A 14,223-nucleotide genomic window follows, 5' to 3' on the forward strand; every position below is an offset into this window, starting at 1 on the left:
AGCGGGGTGTGCGGGGCGAGCAGTCGCACCGGCCGGGCGAGCGCGGCGGCGTCGAGCGCCGCCACCCGCTCCTGGACGCGCGTCTCCTCCAGGGCGCGGCTCGCCCCCTGCCAGAGCAGGCCCGCGATGAGCAGCGCCCAGAGGAGCGTCAGCAGGGAGAAGCCGCCCGCTCCGCCGAGGCGCACGATCCGCGAGAGCGGCAGCACCACCACGCCCACGGCGATGGCACGTCCGATCCAGGCGGTGATCCGAGTGCCGAGGACCGGACGGCGCAGGACCGCGCCGAGCAGGGACTCCAGCGCGCGCCCGCCGTCCATCGGCAGGCCGGGGAGCAGGTTGAACAGGGCCAGGACCACGTTCAGCCAGGTCGCGAAGGAGGCGGCGACCGAGAGCACCGTGCCCTGCGCCGCGATCGCGCCGAGCGCGCCGGTCGCCGCGGCGAGCAGGCCGTTGCTCGCGGGGCCGGCGAGGGAGACCAGCACGGACCCGATCGCGGGCATCCGCTCGGCCCGATACTGCGTGTGCCCGCCCCACAGGGTCAGCGCGATGTGGTCGACCCTCGCCCCGAAGGCGCGGGCGACGAGCGCATGGGCGAGCTCGTGGACCAGCACGGAGAGGATGAGGAACAGGCCCAGGCCGAGGGCGACGAGCGCGCTCCGCCCGGCGGAGAGGCCCGGTCCCTGCAGGGAGGGGAACATCAGCACGGCCACCAGCAGCACCGTGACGAGGGTGGCCGGGCTGACCTGGAGCGGCGGCAGCGCACCGATCCTCAGCATCGTCCGTGGCATGGGGGCTCCTCGATCGCGGGGCGGCTCCCCGGGGCAGGGCGAGGATAGTCCCTGCTCCTGCATCCGGGCTCAGGACGGTCCGGCCCCGGCAGGAAGGGCCGACGAGCCTATGATGGAGTGATGAGTCGAATCGCCATCACGGCCTTCAGCGGGTGGAACGACGCCGGCGAGGCGGCCACCGGGGTGATCGAGCATCTCCTCGAGGTGTGGCCCTCGCGGCCCGTCGGCGCGGTCGACGCCGAGGAGTTCATCGACTTCCAGGTCAACCGGCCCGAGATCCGCACCACCGAGGAGGGGCTGCGGGTCGTGGACTGGCCCGACACCCGCCTGCACCTGATCACCCCGCCGCGGGGTCCGGAGATCGTCGCGGTGCTCGGACCGGAGCCGTCGCTGCGCTGGAAGAGGTTCTGCGACGAGGTGCTCGAGCAGCTGCAGGCGCTCGACGTCTCCTCGGTGGTCTCCCTCGGCGCGCTGCTCGCCGACTCCCCGCACAGCCGCCCCCTGCCGGTCTCCTCGCAGGTCGAGCCGGTGCCCGCGCAGCGGGTCGAGGACTCCGAGCTGTACTCGGGACCCATCGGGGTGCCGACGATCCTCGCCCGCCGCACCGCGAGCGCAGGGCTGAGGACGACGAGCATCTGGGTGCAGGTCCCCCACTACGTCTCTCAGAACTCCTCGCCGAAGGCGGTGCTGGGCCTCGTGCGCGAGGTGCAGGAGCTGATCAGCGCGCCGATCCCGGTCGGCGAGCTGGTGGAGGACGCCGAGGCGTGGGAGCGCGGGGTGGACGAGCTGGCCCGCACCGACGAGGACGTCGCCGAGTACGTGCGGCGCCTCGAGCGGGCGCAGGACGCGGCCGAGCTGCCCGAGGCGAGCGGCGACGCGATCGCGAAGGAGTTCGAGCAGTTCCTGCGGCGCCGCCGAGAGACGGACTGAGCCTCCCGGCCCGCGGGCTCAGTCGGCCAGCGTGATCCCGAACAGGGCATCGACCGCGGCGGCCACATCGCCCGGGGCGTCCGCGGGCAGCTCGCGGCCCGCGGTTCCCGGGAGCTCGTCGCCGGCGGCCCAGGCGTCGAGCGTCGCGAGCGCCGCGGGGGTGTCGAGGTCGTCGCGCAGCGCGGCGCGGAGCGCCTCGACGACGTCGGGGCGGAGGTCGCGGCGGCGGGCGGCGGCGCGATAGGCCTCCAGGCGCTGCTGCGCACCGCCGAGCTCTGCGTCCGACCACTCCCAGTCGCTGCGGTAGTGGTGCGCCATGAGCACCAGACGGATCGCCATCGGGTCGACGCCGTCGCGGACCAGGCGGTGGACGAAGACGAGGTTGCCGAGCGACTTGCTCATCTTCTCGCCCTCGTAGGCGACCATCCCGGCATGCGCGTAGGAGGTCGCGAAGGGACGGCCGAGGCCGACCGCGTGGGCGGCGCTCAGGTCGTGATGGGGGAAGACGAGGTCGCTGCCGCCGGCCTGGATGTCGAAGGGCAGGTACAGGCCCTCCTCGGCGATGGAGACGCACTCCACGTGCCAGCCGGGGCGGCCCCGGCCGAGGGCGCCGCCGTCCCAGGCCGGCTCCCCCTCGCGCTCGGCGCGCCACAGCAGCGGGTCGAAGCGGCCCCGCTTGCCCTCGCGGTCGGGGTCCCCGCCCCGGTCGGCGAAGACCTCGAGCATCTGCTCCTCGGTCCAGCCGGAGACGTCGCCGAGGGCGCCGTCGAGGGAGAGGTCGTGGTACCAGTCGTCACCCTCGGCATCGGGGGTCGGCACCTGGTACGCGCGGCCCCGCTCGCGCAGGGTGTCGACGGTGGCGATGATCTCGTCCATCGCCTCGCTCACGGAACGGTAGGTCTCCGGCGCGATGATTCGCAGCGCCGCCATGTCCTCGCTGAACAGTGCGACCTGGGACTCGGCCAGCTCGCGCCAGTCGATCCCGTCACGATCAGCGCGCTCCAGCAGCGGGTCGTCGACGTCGGTGATGTTCTGGGCGGCGGTGACCTGGAGTCCGGAGTCGACGAGCGCACGACGCATGAGGTCGGCCGCGTGATAGGTCGCCGCATGGCCCAGGTGGGTCGAGTCGTACGGGGTGATCCCGCAGACGTAGAGGCGGGCGTGTCCCGGCACGAGCGGCGTCACGGGGGCGATGCGCCCGGTGCGGGTGTCGAACAGCCGCAGCGGCATCGTGGAGGCGGGCAGCGGGGTCAGCTCAGGGGTGGTCCAGGATTGCACCGCTCGATCATACGGTCGACGCCCTCGACGTGGGATCAGGCGCCGCCCAGCGGGTCGATCACGCCGAACCAGAGCAGGCCCAGCAGGGCCACGCCCGCGGCGATGCGGTAGATCACGAAGATCAGGTAGGAGCGGTTCTCGATCAGCCGCATGAACCAGACGATCACCGCGTAGCCGACGCCGAAGGCGACGAGGGTGGCGATCACGATCGCGGCCAGCGAGGGCTCCCCCGCGGCGGCCGCGGCAGCGCGCCCGTCGGCCGTGAAGAGCACCGGGACCTCCTTGGCGGCCTTGTAGAGGCCGGAGGCGAACACGGCGGGGACCGCGAGCAGGAAGGCGTAGCGGGCGGCGGCCTTGCGGGAGTAGCCCATGAGCAGCCCCGCGGTGATCGTGCCGCCGGAGCGGGAGACGCCGGGGATCAGCGCGAGGGCCTGGGCGAGGCCGAAGAGGATGCCGTCGCGCACCGTGAGCTGGTCGAGCTCCTTGCGGTGCGGGGCGATCTTGTCCGCCAGTCCCAGCAGCAGGCCGAAGAGGATCAGCATCGAGGCGGTGATGTACAGGTTCCGCAGGCTGTGGTCGATCTGGTCCTCGAAGAGGAGCCCGAGCACGCCGATCGGGATCGAGCCGAGGATCACCAGCCAGCCCATCCGCGCATCGGGATCCGAGTGCGGGACCTTGCCGGCCAGGGCCTTGAACCACTTGCCGATGATCCGGGTGATGTCGTTCCAGAAGTAGATCAGCACCGCGGTCTCGGTGCCCAGCTGGATGATCGCGGTGAACGCGGCGCCCGGGTCCTCACCCGGGTTCATGAGCTCCCCGACCACGCGCACGTGCGCACTGGAGGAGATCGGGAGGAACTCGGTCAGACCCTGGACCAGGCCCAGGATCACCGCCTCGATGAAGGACATGGACTCTCCTCGATGGACTCGCGCTCGGGGGTCGCCGCGGACGGCGTCGCGGTCGCGGCTGCGCCGCGATCGACCCCGCACAGCGTACGCGGCGCCGGGCCGATGCCCGGCGCCGCGCGGCGCTGATGAAGTGAAGACTGCATGGAGGTCCGGCGGACGAGCTGGGACCGCCCGCCTGACGGTGCGCCCGGACCGGCCGGAGCCTCAGTCGAGTGCGACCTCAGCGGTCCTCGTCGTCGTCCTCGTAGTCCTCGTCGACCTCATCGTCGTAGTCGTCGTCCTCGAAGTCGTCGAGATCGTCGAAGTCGTCGTCCTCATCGTCCTCATCGTCCTCGTCGTCATCGTCCCCGTCGAAGACGATCAGCGGGGTGGCGATGTCGTACGCGTCGAAGAGGGCGTCGTCGTAGGTGTCGAAGGCCGTGGAGAGCTGCTCGGTGGCGGCGTCCAGGGCCGGGTCGTCGTCACCGCGGGAGGCGGCGGCCGCCTCGTAGTGACGCTCGAAGGCGGCGATCAGCGCAGCGAGAGCGGAGCGAGGATCCGTGTTCATGGTTGGACCGTACATCGTCCGAGGGCACAATGGACAGGGGAGAACGGCGGGCCGTCCCCGTGATCCCGCGCCGGGATGCGCAGGCGGCCCCCCGTACCGCAACGACCGTGCGGCATTTCACGCCGCGACGGCCCCGTCCCAGGTCATCGCGCTCAGGAGGAACTGTTGATCCGACCCCGCACCCCGCTCACCGCCGAGGTCCAGCACGTGAGCGATCCCCGTGGCCGTCGCGACCTGCCCGTGGAGCGCGGGCGCCGGCTCGAGGACTACGAGTACCAGATCATCACGGTCCCCCGCGGCAGCTCGATCGGACAGGTGCGCGCCGAGCTCGCCGAGCAGGCGGAGTACGGGCGCTGGGAGCATGCGCGCACCCGCCTGTACATGGGCGGCGGGAAGAAGGTCTGGATGCGGCGGCGGATCATCCGGGTGCAGTCCACGCTGTAGAGCGGACTCCGAGCGGCGTCCGCCCGTCGTCCACATCCCTCGCGCAGGCCGGGCGCGGACCGTGCGGATCTGGTGGGATGGGCCCGTGCCCGTCTCCTCCCCGCTCCTGCTCGCCGTGCTGCTGGTGGTCTACCTGCCGCCGGCGGCGGTGCTCGCCTGGCACGACGGCACCTCGCACCGTCTCCCGAACCGCTGGGTCGCCGGGCTCACCGGCGGGGTCGGCCTCGCCCTCGCCGTGCTCGCGCTGCTGGTCCCCTCGCTGCGTCCCGCCCTCTCCACGGCGTCGGTCCTCGCCCTGGTGCTCGGGGCCGGGGCGATCCTCCTGGGGCTCCTCGCCCCGTCGCTGCTGGGGATGGGGGATGCGAAGACGGTGCCGGTGGTGGTGCTGATGTCGACTTCGCTCGGCGGGGAGGTGCTCATGGCTGGGCTGCTGGCAGGGATGCTCCTGGCAGGGGTGCTGGGCGGCGTGGTCCTGCTCGCGACCCGGCGTGCGGGGGCGCGCTTCGCCGTCGGACCGGTGCTGCTGGCCGTCCCGTTCCTGGGGCTGCTGGGCGCTCCCCTGGTCGCCGCGGCGCTCGGCACCGCCTGAGCGGCAGCACCCGGACGGCAGCGCCTGGACGGCATCGCTCCGACGGCACCGCCAGGGCGGTCGCGGGCGGGCCCCGGCTCAGCGGCCGCGCCGGCGCTGCCGGGCGACCTCGTAGAGGGCGAGGGACCCGGCCACGGAGGCGTTCAGCGACGAGGCGCTGCCGCTCATCGGGATCTCCGCGATCGCGTCGCAGGCCTCCCTCCACCCGGCGCTCATCCCCACGGTCTCGTTGCCGACGACCAGGAGCGTCGGCCCGGTCAGGTCGACGTCCGCGACCTCGTGGCCGCCTGCCTCGTCCAGTCCCAGCACCGTCCACGGCTCGCCCGCGGCGCGTCGGCCCTCGACCCACTCGAGCACCTCGCGGTGCGAGGGGGCGCGCAGGACGGGCACGGCGAAGACCGAGCCGGTGCTCGCCCGGATCGCGGCGGGATCCCAGGGATCGGCGGCGTGGCCGGTGACCACGAGCCCCGCGCCGCCGAGCGCGTCGACGGAGCGGGCGAGGGAGCCGATGTTCCCCGGCCCCGTCGGCCGGTCGAAGACGACCACGGTCGAGCGCGGCCCGGCCTCGAGGCGGGAGAGGTCGTCCGCGGGCATCGCGGCGACGGCCAGCAGCTCGGGGACCCCGTCCTCCTTCTCCCCCAGCTCGGCCATCAGCTCGGGGGCGAGGTGGACGACGGGCGCCGGCGAGGACTCGAGCAGCTCGCGGGCCCAGCGGGAGGGGTTCTCCCTCGAGTCGGTCAGCAGCGCGCGGATCTCCTGGCCGTGGTCGATCGCCTGGGTGATCGGGCGGACGCCCTGGACGAGCATCTCCCCGGCGCGGCTGCGCTTGGTGCGGTTGGTCAGCAGGGACTGCCACTGCTGGAACTGCGCGTTGCGGCGCTCGATGCGACGCGCGGTGCGCTGCGGGGCGCGGCGGGGGTCGCGAGGGCTCATGCCCCGGCCCCGTCGTAGCCGAGCTGGCGCCAGGCCTCGTAGACGGCGATCGAGACCGAGTTGGCGAGGTTCAGGGAGCGGCGGGCCGGGAGCATCGGGATCCGCACCCGGGACGTGATGCGCGGGTGGGCCATGACCTCCTCGGGCAGCCCGGTCGGCTCGGTGCCGAAGAGCAGCACGTCCTCCCGTCGGTACTCGACCTCTCCGAAGGTGGTCTCGGTGTGCGCGGTGAAGGCGAAGACCCGCGCGTCGGGCACCGCGGCGAGAGCGGTCTCGAGGTCGGGGTGGATGCTCACCTCGGCGAGGTCGTGGTAGTCCAGTCCTGCTCGGCGCAGCTTCGCGTCCTCGAGGTCGAAGCCGAGGGGCTCGATGAGGTGGAGGCGGGCGCCGGTGACGGCCGCGAGACGGATCGCGTTGCCGGTGTTCCCGGCGATCGCCGGCTCGTGGAGGAAGACGTGGACCATGGGGAGCATTCTCCCACGCACCGTCCCCGTCCCCTCACCAGTGCGCGGCCTGCCGGATCCCGGCGTCGCGCAGCGCCTCCCGCCACTGTGCGTCGCGCAGCAGCTGCGTCTCCCGCTCCCTCACCGCAGGCACCCCGGCACCCGCTGCGGAGGGATGCATGACGAGCTCGGAGGTCCCCGGCGGGAGCAGTGCGAGCCCGTTCGTGAGCGCCGTGCGCAGCGCGTCGACGGAGGGCGCGGTGCCGTGGTGGGAGAGCAGTGCGGCGGGCAGGGGCACGCCGAGGGCGTCGGCGAGGTGCACGGCGGCGGAGTGCACCCCGCGGGCCGCGACGGAGAGGGCGTCCGTGCCCGGGAAGGGGTCCGTCCTCCGCGGCAGCCGGAAGCCGAGTCCGTGCCGGGCGCACCAGCGCAGCGCCGCCTCCAGCAGTGCCCCCTCCCGCAGACCGTACAGCGCCGTGCTGTGGAAGTCCGCGGCACCTGGTTCCAGGCCCCGCTCGCGCATCCAGGCGAGCTGGGCGTCGAACTCCTCGACCGCCTCGTCGAGGTCGAGCTCCCGGGCGAGGCGTCGCGGGTCCGTGGTCATCGCGCCGCCCCGCTCCCGCAGGCTCGCTCCGTCGGACAGCGGCCGCCACGGGGGCAGGTCCGCCTCGCCCATGAGGGCCAGGTGCAGACGGGGCGTGAGGCCCGCTTCGCGCAGCCGTGCCGCGGCGCGCGGCGACTCGTCGGTCACGGTGAGCAGCGTCGCCGCGCTGATCAGCCCCTCCTGTCCGAGGGACATGATCACGGCGGTGCCGGCGGGGTCGCGTCCCAGGTCGTCGGCGGTGAGGACCAGGCGCCGCTCGGGCTCCTCGGCCCTCATGCCCGCCGCCCGGTCCGCGCGGCGACGTCCGCAGGCGCCTTGGCGGCGCTCTGCTCCGGCGAGGGGACTCTGACGAGGTGCGCCGAGAGGGCGCCGAGGGCGCAGAGCAGGAAGGGATAGACGCAGAGATAGACGCGGAAGGCCTGGCCCGGGTCGGTGCCGGGGCTGTCCCCGGAGTGGTACCCGAAGAACGTGCCCAAGGAGGCGAGGGCGAGGCCGCTCACCGCGCCGCTGAGGCGTCCGAGTGCGCCGGTCACCGAGAGGAACAGGCCCTCGCGGTGCAGGCCGTGCACCGCCGCGTCCCGGTCCACGACGCGGGCGACGACGAGGTCGTTGGTGGCGAGCAGCCCGGCCCACCCGATCCCGAGCACCGCTCCGGCCAGCAGCGCGGTGGTGAGATCGCGGGCGAGGTACAGCAGGGCGAAGGAGCCGGTCAGGGCCCAGAAGGCGAGGCGCCAGGTGCGCAGCGCACCGAGCCTGCGCACCGCCGCGAGCCAGGCGAACAGCGCTGCCGCGCAGGTCAGCATCACCGCGCCCTGGACGAGGAAGGCGGTCGCAATGGGAAGGTCGAGGGTGTGGCGGACGTACAGCTGCACCCCGGAGAGCACGATCGCGACCGCGCTGCCGTAGCAGAGGCTGGGCAGCGCCACCATCCACAGCAGCGGGGTGCGGAGGATCTGGGCGAGGGAGGGCAGCAGGTGCGGCCGCTCCTCCTGCCGGCGGGTCGGCTCCTCGTGCGCGCCGAGCGCCATCACCACGATCGCGGCCACGGCGATCACGGCGTACAGCACCGCAGTGCGGGAGAAGCCGCCCACCTCCTCCTCCGAGCCGAGCAGCGAGGTGGTCAGGACCGGGGTGAGGGCGAGCGAGATGACCATCGCCACCAGCTGGAACCCCTGGCGCAGCACGTTCGCCAGCGCGCGGCGCCGCTCCTCGGGGAACAGCTCGGGCAGCAGGGCGCCGTAGTTGGCGTTCAGCATCGAGTCGAAGAGCTCCGACAGGATCGCGAAGAGCGCGAACCAGGCCACCAGCTCCGGCCCGTCCAGGGAGCCCGGCGGGCTGAACAGGGCGATCATCGAGGCGGCGAGCAGGGGCGCGCCGAGCAGGAGCCAGGGCCGGCGCCTGCCGAGTCGGGTGCGGGTGCGGTCCGAGAGGTGGCCGAGGACAGGGTTGTCGATCGCGTCGATCACGGCGTAGACCGCCATCACGGCGGCGTAGGCGCGCACGTCCATGCCGAGGATGTCGACGTAGAGCAGCACGATCGAGCCGCGGATCAGGTTGATCGGGATCGAGGTGCCGAACATCCCCAGCGCGTAGCGCCAGGCGGGGGTGCGCACCGGGACGGGCGCGGGGAGCGGGACGTCCGACGACGCTGCGGCCACGACGGTCTCCTCGGCTTCGGGGCGATGCTGCCCCACTCTAGACCGGCACCCGCTCCCCCCGCCCCGGCCGACCTCCTGCTCAGAGGATCAGGAACAGGGCTCCGGCCATGACGAACCCGATCACGGACTCGAGGGTCTGCTGCACGGTCCAGGTGCGCAGCGTCGTGGCCACGTCCATGTTCAGCAGCCGGCCGACGAGCCAGAAGCCGGAGTCGTTCACGTGCGAGGCGAAGACGGAGCCCGCGGCGGTCGCGACGGTGATCGCGGCGATCTGTCCGGCCGAGTAGCCGGCCGCCTCCACCGCCGGCGCCATCAGGCCGGCGGCGGTGACGAGGGCGACGGTCGCGGAGCCCTGCGCGACGCGCATCACCACGGCGATGACGTAGGCGGCGAGGATCAGCGGAAGGCCCAGGTCGCTGAGCACGCCGGAGAGCGCGTCACCGATGCCCGAGGAACGCAGCACGCCGCCGAACATGCCGCCCGCGCCGGTGATCAGCACGACGGAGCAGATCGGGCCGAGCGAGGAGTCGACGATCTTCTCGAGCGCGGAGCCGTTCTCGCCGCGGCGGGAGCCGAGCACGAGGAGCGCGACGAGCACGGAGATCAGCAGTGCGACGGCGGAGGAGCCGATGGTGGTGAGCACGCCGTACCAGACGGCGCTCTCGTCCACCGCGCCGGCGGCGCGCAGGAAGTCGAGGCCGGTGTTGAGGAAGATCAGCGCCATCGGCAGCAGCAGCACCGCGATGACGGTGCCGACCTTGGGCGGGTTCGCGACCGGCTCGCCGTCGCCGCCGCCGAAGATGCCGCCCATGGTCTCCAGGGTGGAGGGGAACTTCCTGGCGGTCACGCGGCCCCACAGCACACCGGTGAGGTAGAAGGTGGGGATCACGCAGACCAGGCCGATCAGCAGCACGATGCCGAGGTTCGCGCCGTACAGCTCCGTCGCGGTGACGGGTCCGGGGTGCGGCGGGACGAAGACGTGCATCGCGGAGAAGGCGACGGCCGAGGGCATGGCGTAGAGCAGCACGGGGCCGCCGAGCCGTGCGGCGACCGCGAAGACGATCGGGAGCATGACCACGAGCCCCGCGTCGAAGAACATGGGGAAGCCCATGAGCAGCGAGGCGACGCCGAGGGCGAGCGGTGCCCGCTTCTCGCCGAACATGCGGATCATCGTCTCCGCCAGCACGGTCGCGCCGCCGGAGTGCTCGATGAGCTTGCCGAGCATCGCGCCGAGGCCGACGAGCAGGGCGACGCTGGCGAGGGTGTCGCCGAAGCCGTCCAGCATCACGTCCACGATCGAACCGGAGGGGATGCCGGTCGCGAACGCCGTCAGCAAGCTGACCAGGATCAGAGTGAGGAAGGCGTGGAGCTTGAACCGGATGACGAGGACGAGGATGAGCGCGATGGCGCCGGCTGCGATCGCGAGCAGCGGCGCGGCCCCGAGCGTCTGGGACCAGCCTTCGATCTCCATGAGGTTCTCCTTGGGGAAGGGACGGAGGGACGCCGCGCGGCGCGGGGTCCTGGGAATGCGGTCGGGCTGCGGGCCGGCGCCGACGCCGGGCGGGGCAGCCGCCGCCAGCTCATCCTGTCAGACAGGTCGTGGCTGCGCCCGGGGCCGGTCGTCCCTCGGGACGCAGGGAACCGGACATGCGGAAGGCCCCGGCTCATCGAGTGAACCGGGGCCTTCCCTGCGGTGTCCGAGGGGGGACTTGAACCCCCACGCCCTAAAGCGGGCACTAGCACCTCAAGCTAGCGCGTCTACCAATTCCGCCACCCGGACAGGTGCGTCGTGCTGACTTGAGTACACTAGCACGGCGCGAACCCCGCTCAGCACCAGAAAGCGCCTCTGTCAGGGTTAACGTGAAGACAATCACGCCGGGGCGGCCACGCGACCCCGCTCCATCACGGCGTGCAGGACGGCCAGGACGAGCTCGATCCGCACCTCGAGGCCGGCCGGCGCCGGGACCGGCAGGCGATCGGCGAGGTCCTGGAGCGCGGCGGCGGCCAGCACGACCATGGTCGGATCGGGATCGAGGGGGTGCGACGCCTTCCAGCTCCCCATCTCCTCGAGGAGCGCGGCGAGCTGGGCGGCGGCGTCCTGCCGGCCGGGCGTGAGCAGATCGGCGCGGGCGCGGGTGGCCAGGGCAGTGCAACGGCGCAGCGCGGCCGTCGAGAGGTCCGCGGGGATCGACGTCGCGGTCACGGCATCCGGGGAGGGGATCACCTGCCGTGCGACCTCCACCCCCTCGGCATCCTGTGCCGTCGCGCCGTCGCTCAGACCGTCCTTCGCCAGCTTCATGCCACCCGTCCCCTCCCGCTCGCTTCGGGGCCCGGGCGGGTCCCTGCGACACGCGTCACTTTACCCCGTCTTTACCTGAGGGGACAAGGGCGGTCCGGAGATCGCTCAGCGCCCGGCGCTCCCCGGCGCCGTGCGAGCTCGTCCCGGGCGGCGGCGAGCATCGTCGCGACCGGGGCGGCGGGGACGTGCAGCATCGAGCGCACCTGCATGTCGGCCTGGTGGGCGAGCATCTCGAGGCCATCGGCGACCTCTCCCCCGGCCTGCTGCACGACGGCGGCGACGGGAGCGGGCCACGGGTCGTAGAGCACGTCGAGCAGCACCCGCGGCGGCGTGATCCCGGCCTCGCCGCGGGCCTCCCAGGCGGCGGCGACGGCACGGGCGCCCTCGACCGCGAGGGCGCTGACGACCGCGTCCGCCCGGAGCACCTCGTGGTGCGAGGACCAGGGGATCTCGACCGCCTCGGCACCGGCCTCCTCGGCGAAGCGGTGCAGCGGCGCGAGCTTCTCGGCGCTGCGGGCAGTGAGCAGGACGGTGGTGGCGCCGAGGTCGAGCAGCGCCGCGAGCGCGCTGAGCGCGGTCGCCCCCGAGCCCACCACGCCGCCCGTGGCCACGGACTGCGCGCCGTGGTCGCGCAGGGTCGAGGCGATCCCGTGCACATCGTGGTTCTCGGCCCGCCAGGTGCCGCAGGGGCGGCGCAGCAGGGTGTTGGCCACGCCGAGCCGCCGGGAGACCTCGTCGTGCTCGGCGGCGAGGGCGAAGGCCTCGGGCTTGCCGGGCATGGTGACCGAGAGGCCCTCGAGCTCGCGCCCGGGCCCGTCGGCGAGGAATGCGGGCAGCTCCCCGGCCCCGACCTCGAAGCGCTCGTAGCGGGCGTCGTCCACGCCGAGCGCCCGGTATGCGGCGGCATGCAGCACCGGGGAGAGCGAATGGCCGACGGGAGACCCGATCACCGCGAAGCGGCGCAGCGGTGCCGCGGAGGTCATCCCTTCGACGCCGCCCATGCCTGCCACTCCTTGACGTTCTCCTCGTGCTCGGCCCAGGTGGCCGCGAACTTGGTCTCGCCGGTGTCCGTGTTGACGGCGACGAAGTAGAGCCAGTCCCCCTCGGGCGGGTCCGCTGCCGCATCGAGCGCCTGGGGGCCGGGCGCGGCGATCGGCCCGGGCGGCAGGCCGTCCTTGAGGTAGGTGTTGTAGGGGCTGTCGGTGGCGCGCTCCGCATCGGTGGTGCCGACGCTCGCGGACTTCCCCGTCACGTAGTGCACGGTCGAGTCGAACTGGAGCTTCATCGGCGAGCCCTTCGCCTCGCCGGTGCCCTCGAGGCGGTTGTGGATCGTGCGCACGACCTTCCCGTAGTCCTCCGGATTGCGCACCTCCATCTCTGCGAGGGAGGCGTAGGTCAGGGTGGTGTGCCACTGATCCTTCGGGATCTCGCGCTCCGTGAGCTGCTCCTCCATCCGGCCCCACATCATCTCGATGACGTCCTCGGCGGTGTGCTCCTCGAGGATGTCGTAGCGGCCCGGCCAGAGGTAGCCCTCGAGGGTGCCGGCCTTGTTCTTGGGGATGCCGTAGGAGGTGTAGTCCTTCGCGGCGGCCTCGAACTCCTCCACCGGGATGCCGGTCTCCTCGGAGAGCAGCGCCCAGATCTGAGTGAGGCGCAGGCCCTCGGGGACGATCACGCGGTGCCCGGCGAGGTTCTCCGGGTCCATCAGCATGGTCAGCGCGTCGGCGGAGGTCATCTCCTGCTTCAGCCGGTACACGCCCGGCTCGATCTTCGAGGCGTCCTGGGTGGAGGAGAACAGCGTGACGAACGGCGCGGACGTCTTGATGACGCCCTCCTCGACAAGGGTCGCGGCGATGTCCGTGCCGGTATCGCCCTCGCCGACCTCGACGAGCGCCTCCCCGCTGCCGGGCCCCTCGAACTCGGGGGACTCGTCCTCGACGCTGACGTTCGCGGCGACCCACCGGTACCCCTGGAAGCCGCCGACGGCGAGGGCGCCGACCACGGCGAGGACGAGCAGCACGGGCAGCAGCGAGCGGAAGACCCCGCCGCGTCGGCGGCGCGGCTCTCCGCGGTGTCCGCCGCGGCGGGGACGAGGAGCGCCCGACCCGCCGTCCTCGGAGTTCTGCGCCTCGGCGAGGTCGTCGAAGGAGTGGTGCTCGTCCTTCATCAGCTGTCCTCCTCGGTCGGGTCCTGCGAGGTCGCGCCCGGGGGCTTCTCGACGAGCTCGCCGCCGCGCCGCCCGGTGGACCTCTCGAGGTCCAGGGCCTGCTGGAGGATCATCACGGCGGCGACCTGGTCCACGACCTGGCGATGGCGACGCCCCTTGCGGCCGGAGCTGTGCAGCGCCCTGTGCGCGGACACGGTGGTCAGCCGCTCGTCGATCAGGCGGACCTCGATCTGCCGTGAGGCCGCGACCAGCAGCGTCACGAGCTCCGCGGCGAAGACGCGCGCCTTCGTCGCGGCTGCGCCCTCGGTCCCGTCCAGGGACCTCGGGAGCCCGACCATGATGACATGGGCGTCGAGCTCGAGAGCCTCCTGGACGACCCGGCGCGCCGCCGTGTCGCGCTCTAGGGTCTCGACCGGTGTGGCGATGAGCCCGTCGAGATCGCTGCGGGCGAGCCCGACGCGGACGTCTCCGACGTCCACGCCGAGCCTCACACCGCGCGGGAGGCCCGTCGGCGCCTCGGCGTCGACCGGGCCGCTCATGCGGTCCGGGCCTCCTCGATCGCGCCGCGCACCGCGCCGAGCGCCTCGGCGATGCGGGCAGGCTCGCCTCCGCCGCCCTGGGCCAGGTCGGGCTTG

At 73.0% G+C, this 14,223-nt stretch carries 16 protein-coding genes and 1 tRNA gene; 3 read left to right on the plus strand and 14 right to left on the minus strand.

What is annotated here, in order from left to right; genetic code table 11:
* Positions 1-788: site-2 protease family protein (locus HMPREF3159_RS10300; RefSeq protein WP_246821605.1), on the minus strand; the 788-nt coding region annotated here is incomplete at its 3' end.
* A 120-nt stretch (positions 789-908) separates the two neighbouring features.
* Between HMPREF3159_RS10300 and HMPREF3159_RS10305 the strand changes: the two genes are divergently transcribed.
* Positions 909-1,718 (plus strand): PAC2 family protein, encoded by an 810-nt coding sequence (locus tag HMPREF3159_RS10305; protein ID WP_070500948.1) that lies wholly within the window; start codon positions 909-911, stop codon positions 1,716-1,718.
* A gap of 18 nt (positions 1,719-1,736) precedes the next feature.
* On the opposite strand, the gene mshC is transcribed toward HMPREF3159_RS10305, so the two are convergent.
* The 3 genes from mshC to HMPREF3159_RS17670 all read right to left on the minus strand — a co-directional run bounded on the left by mshC (position 1,737) and on the right by HMPREF3159_RS17670 (position 4,451).
* A complete protein-coding gene (gene mshC / locus HMPREF3159_RS10310; protein ID WP_070500949.1) occupies positions 1,737-2,996 on the minus strand; it encodes a cysteine--1-D-myo-inosityl 2-amino-2-deoxy-alpha-D-glucopyranoside ligase in 1,260 nt (419 codons plus the stop codon).
* Positions 2,997-3,031: 35 nt separating this feature from the next.
* Positions 3,032-3,904 (minus strand): undecaprenyl-diphosphate phosphatase, encoded by an 873-nt coding sequence (locus HMPREF3159_RS10315; protein WP_070500950.1) that lies wholly within the window; start codon positions 3,902-3,904, stop codon positions 3,032-3,034.
* A 220-nt stretch (positions 3,905-4,124) separates the two neighbouring features.
* Positions 4,125-4,451 (minus strand): DNA primase, encoded by a 327-nt coding sequence (locus tag HMPREF3159_RS17670; RefSeq protein ID WP_070500951.1) that lies wholly within the window; start codon positions 4,449-4,451, stop codon positions 4,125-4,127.
* 165 nt (positions 4,452-4,616) lie between these two features.
* Here HMPREF3159_RS17670 and HMPREF3159_RS10325 point away from each other — a divergent pair, with 165 nt between their 5' ends.
* Complete coding sequence (locus HMPREF3159_RS10325; RefSeq protein WP_010551602.1) at positions 4,617-4,895, plus strand: DUF5703 family protein; 279 nt, start codon at positions 4,617-4,619, stop codon at positions 4,893-4,895.
* An 85-nt stretch (positions 4,896-4,980) separates the two neighbouring features.
* Positions 4,981-5,484 (plus strand): hypothetical protein, encoded by a 504-nt coding sequence (locus HMPREF3159_RS10330; protein WP_070500952.1) that lies wholly within the window; start codon positions 4,981-4,983, stop codon positions 5,482-5,484.
* Between the two features lie 78 nt (positions 5,485-5,562).
* Here the strand turns inward: HMPREF3159_RS10330 and HMPREF3159_RS10335 are convergent, their stop codons facing one another.
* From HMPREF3159_RS10335 to ruvX, 10 genes are all read right to left on the minus strand, one after another.
* Complete coding sequence (locus HMPREF3159_RS10335) at positions 5,563-6,417, minus strand: RNA methyltransferase (RefSeq protein WP_070500953.1); 855 nt, start codon at positions 6,415-6,417, stop codon at positions 5,563-5,565.
* The gene (locus HMPREF3159_RS10340) at positions 6,414-6,881 is read right to left on the minus strand and encodes a tRNA (cytidine(34)-2'-O)-methyltransferase (protein WP_070500954.1); all 468 of its coding nucleotides are present in this window, start codon (positions 6,879-6,881) and stop codon (positions 6,414-6,416) included. The genes HMPREF3159_RS10335 and HMPREF3159_RS10340 overlap by 4 nt, the downstream gene beginning before the upstream one ends.
* 34 nt (positions 6,882-6,915) lie before the next feature.
* Positions 6,916-7,740, minus strand: a complete 825-nt coding sequence (locus HMPREF3159_RS10345) for a ChbG/HpnK family deacetylase (RefSeq protein WP_070500955.1) — start codon at positions 7,738-7,740, stop codon at positions 6,916-6,918.
* Entirely contained in the window at positions 7,737-9,122 is a 1,386-nt protein-coding gene (locus HMPREF3159_RS10350) for an MFS transporter (RefSeq protein WP_246821606.1), read from the minus strand. Before HMPREF3159_RS10350 ends, HMPREF3159_RS10345 begins: the two co-directional genes overlap by 4 nt.
* A 79-nt stretch (positions 9,123-9,201) precedes the next feature.
* Positions 9,202-10,587: a GntP family permease gene (locus HMPREF3159_RS10355; RefSeq protein WP_070500962.1), complete on the minus strand. Its 1,386-nt coding sequence runs from the start codon at positions 10,585-10,587 to the stop codon at positions 9,202-9,204.
* A gap of 229 nt (positions 10,588-10,816) precedes the next feature.
* Positions 10,817-10,902 (minus strand) — tRNA-Leu (locus HMPREF3159_RS10360).
* 90 nt (positions 10,903-10,992) lie between these two features.
* Positions 10,993-11,421: a hypothetical protein gene (locus HMPREF3159_RS10365; RefSeq protein ID WP_070500957.1), complete on the minus strand. Its 429-nt coding sequence runs from the start codon at positions 11,419-11,421 to the stop codon at positions 10,993-10,995.
* 71 nt (positions 11,422-11,492) lie between these two features.
* A complete protein-coding gene (locus HMPREF3159_RS10370; protein WP_070500958.1) occupies positions 11,493-12,422 on the minus strand; it encodes a shikimate dehydrogenase in 930 nt (309 codons plus the stop codon).
* Entirely contained in the window at positions 12,401-13,588 is a 1,188-nt protein-coding gene (gene mltG, locus HMPREF3159_RS10375) for an endolytic transglycosylase MltG (RefSeq protein ID WP_070500959.1), read from the minus strand. The genes HMPREF3159_RS10370 and mltG overlap by 22 nt, the downstream gene beginning before the upstream one ends.
* Complete coding sequence (gene ruvX / locus HMPREF3159_RS10380) at positions 13,588-14,127, minus strand: Holliday junction resolvase RuvX (protein WP_070500960.1); 540 nt, start codon at positions 14,125-14,127, stop codon at positions 13,588-13,590. Before ruvX ends, mltG begins: the two co-directional genes overlap by 1 nt.
* Between the last annotated feature and the right edge of the window lie 96 nt (positions 14,128-14,223).

The organism is Brachybacterium sp. HMSC06H03, assembly GCF_001807385.1.
Classification (GTDB): Bacteria; Actinomycetota; Actinomycetes; order Actinomycetales; family Dermabacteraceae; genus Brachybacterium; species Brachybacterium conglomeratum.

Bases quoted from the DNA above. Each gene is read 5' to 3' on its own strand.
- HMPREF3159_RS10315 (WP_070500950.1), bottom strand. From the start codon at position 3,904: ATGTCCTTCATCGAGGCGGTGATCCTGGGCCTGGTCCAGGGTCTGACC.
- ruvX (WP_070500960.1), bottom strand. From the start codon at position 14,127: ATGAGCGGCCCGGTCGACGCCGAGGCGCCGACGGGCCTCCCGCGCGGT.
- mltG (WP_070500959.1), bottom strand. From the start codon at position 13,588: ATGAAGGACGAGCACCACTCCTTCGACGACCTCGCCGAGGCGCAGAAC.
- HMPREF3159_RS10345 (WP_070500955.1), bottom strand. From the start codon at position 7,740: ATGAGGGCCGAGGAGCCCGAGCGGCGCCTGGTCCTCACCGCCGACGAC.
- HMPREF3159_RS10335 (WP_070500953.1), bottom strand. From the start codon at position 6,417: ATGAGCCCTCGCGACCCCCGCCGCGCCCCGCAGCGCACCGCGCGTCGC.
- HMPREF3159_RS10365 (WP_070500957.1), bottom strand. From the start codon at position 11,421: ATGAAGCTGGCGAAGGACGGTCTGAGCGACGGCGCGACGGCACAGGAT.
- HMPREF3159_RS17670 (WP_070500951.1), bottom strand. From the start codon at position 4,451: ATGAACACGGATCCTCGCTCCGCTCTCGCTGCGCTGATCGCCGCCTTC.
- HMPREF3159_RS10340 (WP_070500954.1), bottom strand. From the start codon at position 6,881: ATGGTCCACGTCTTCCTCCACGAGCCGGCGATCGCCGGGAACACCGGC.
- HMPREF3159_RS10370 (WP_070500958.1), bottom strand. From the start codon at position 12,422: ATGGGCGGCGTCGAAGGGATGACCTCCGCGGCACCGCTGCGCCGCTTC.
- HMPREF3159_RS10305 (WP_070500948.1), top strand. From the start codon at position 909: ATGAGTCGAATCGCCATCACGGCCTTCAGCGGGTGGAACGACGCCGGC.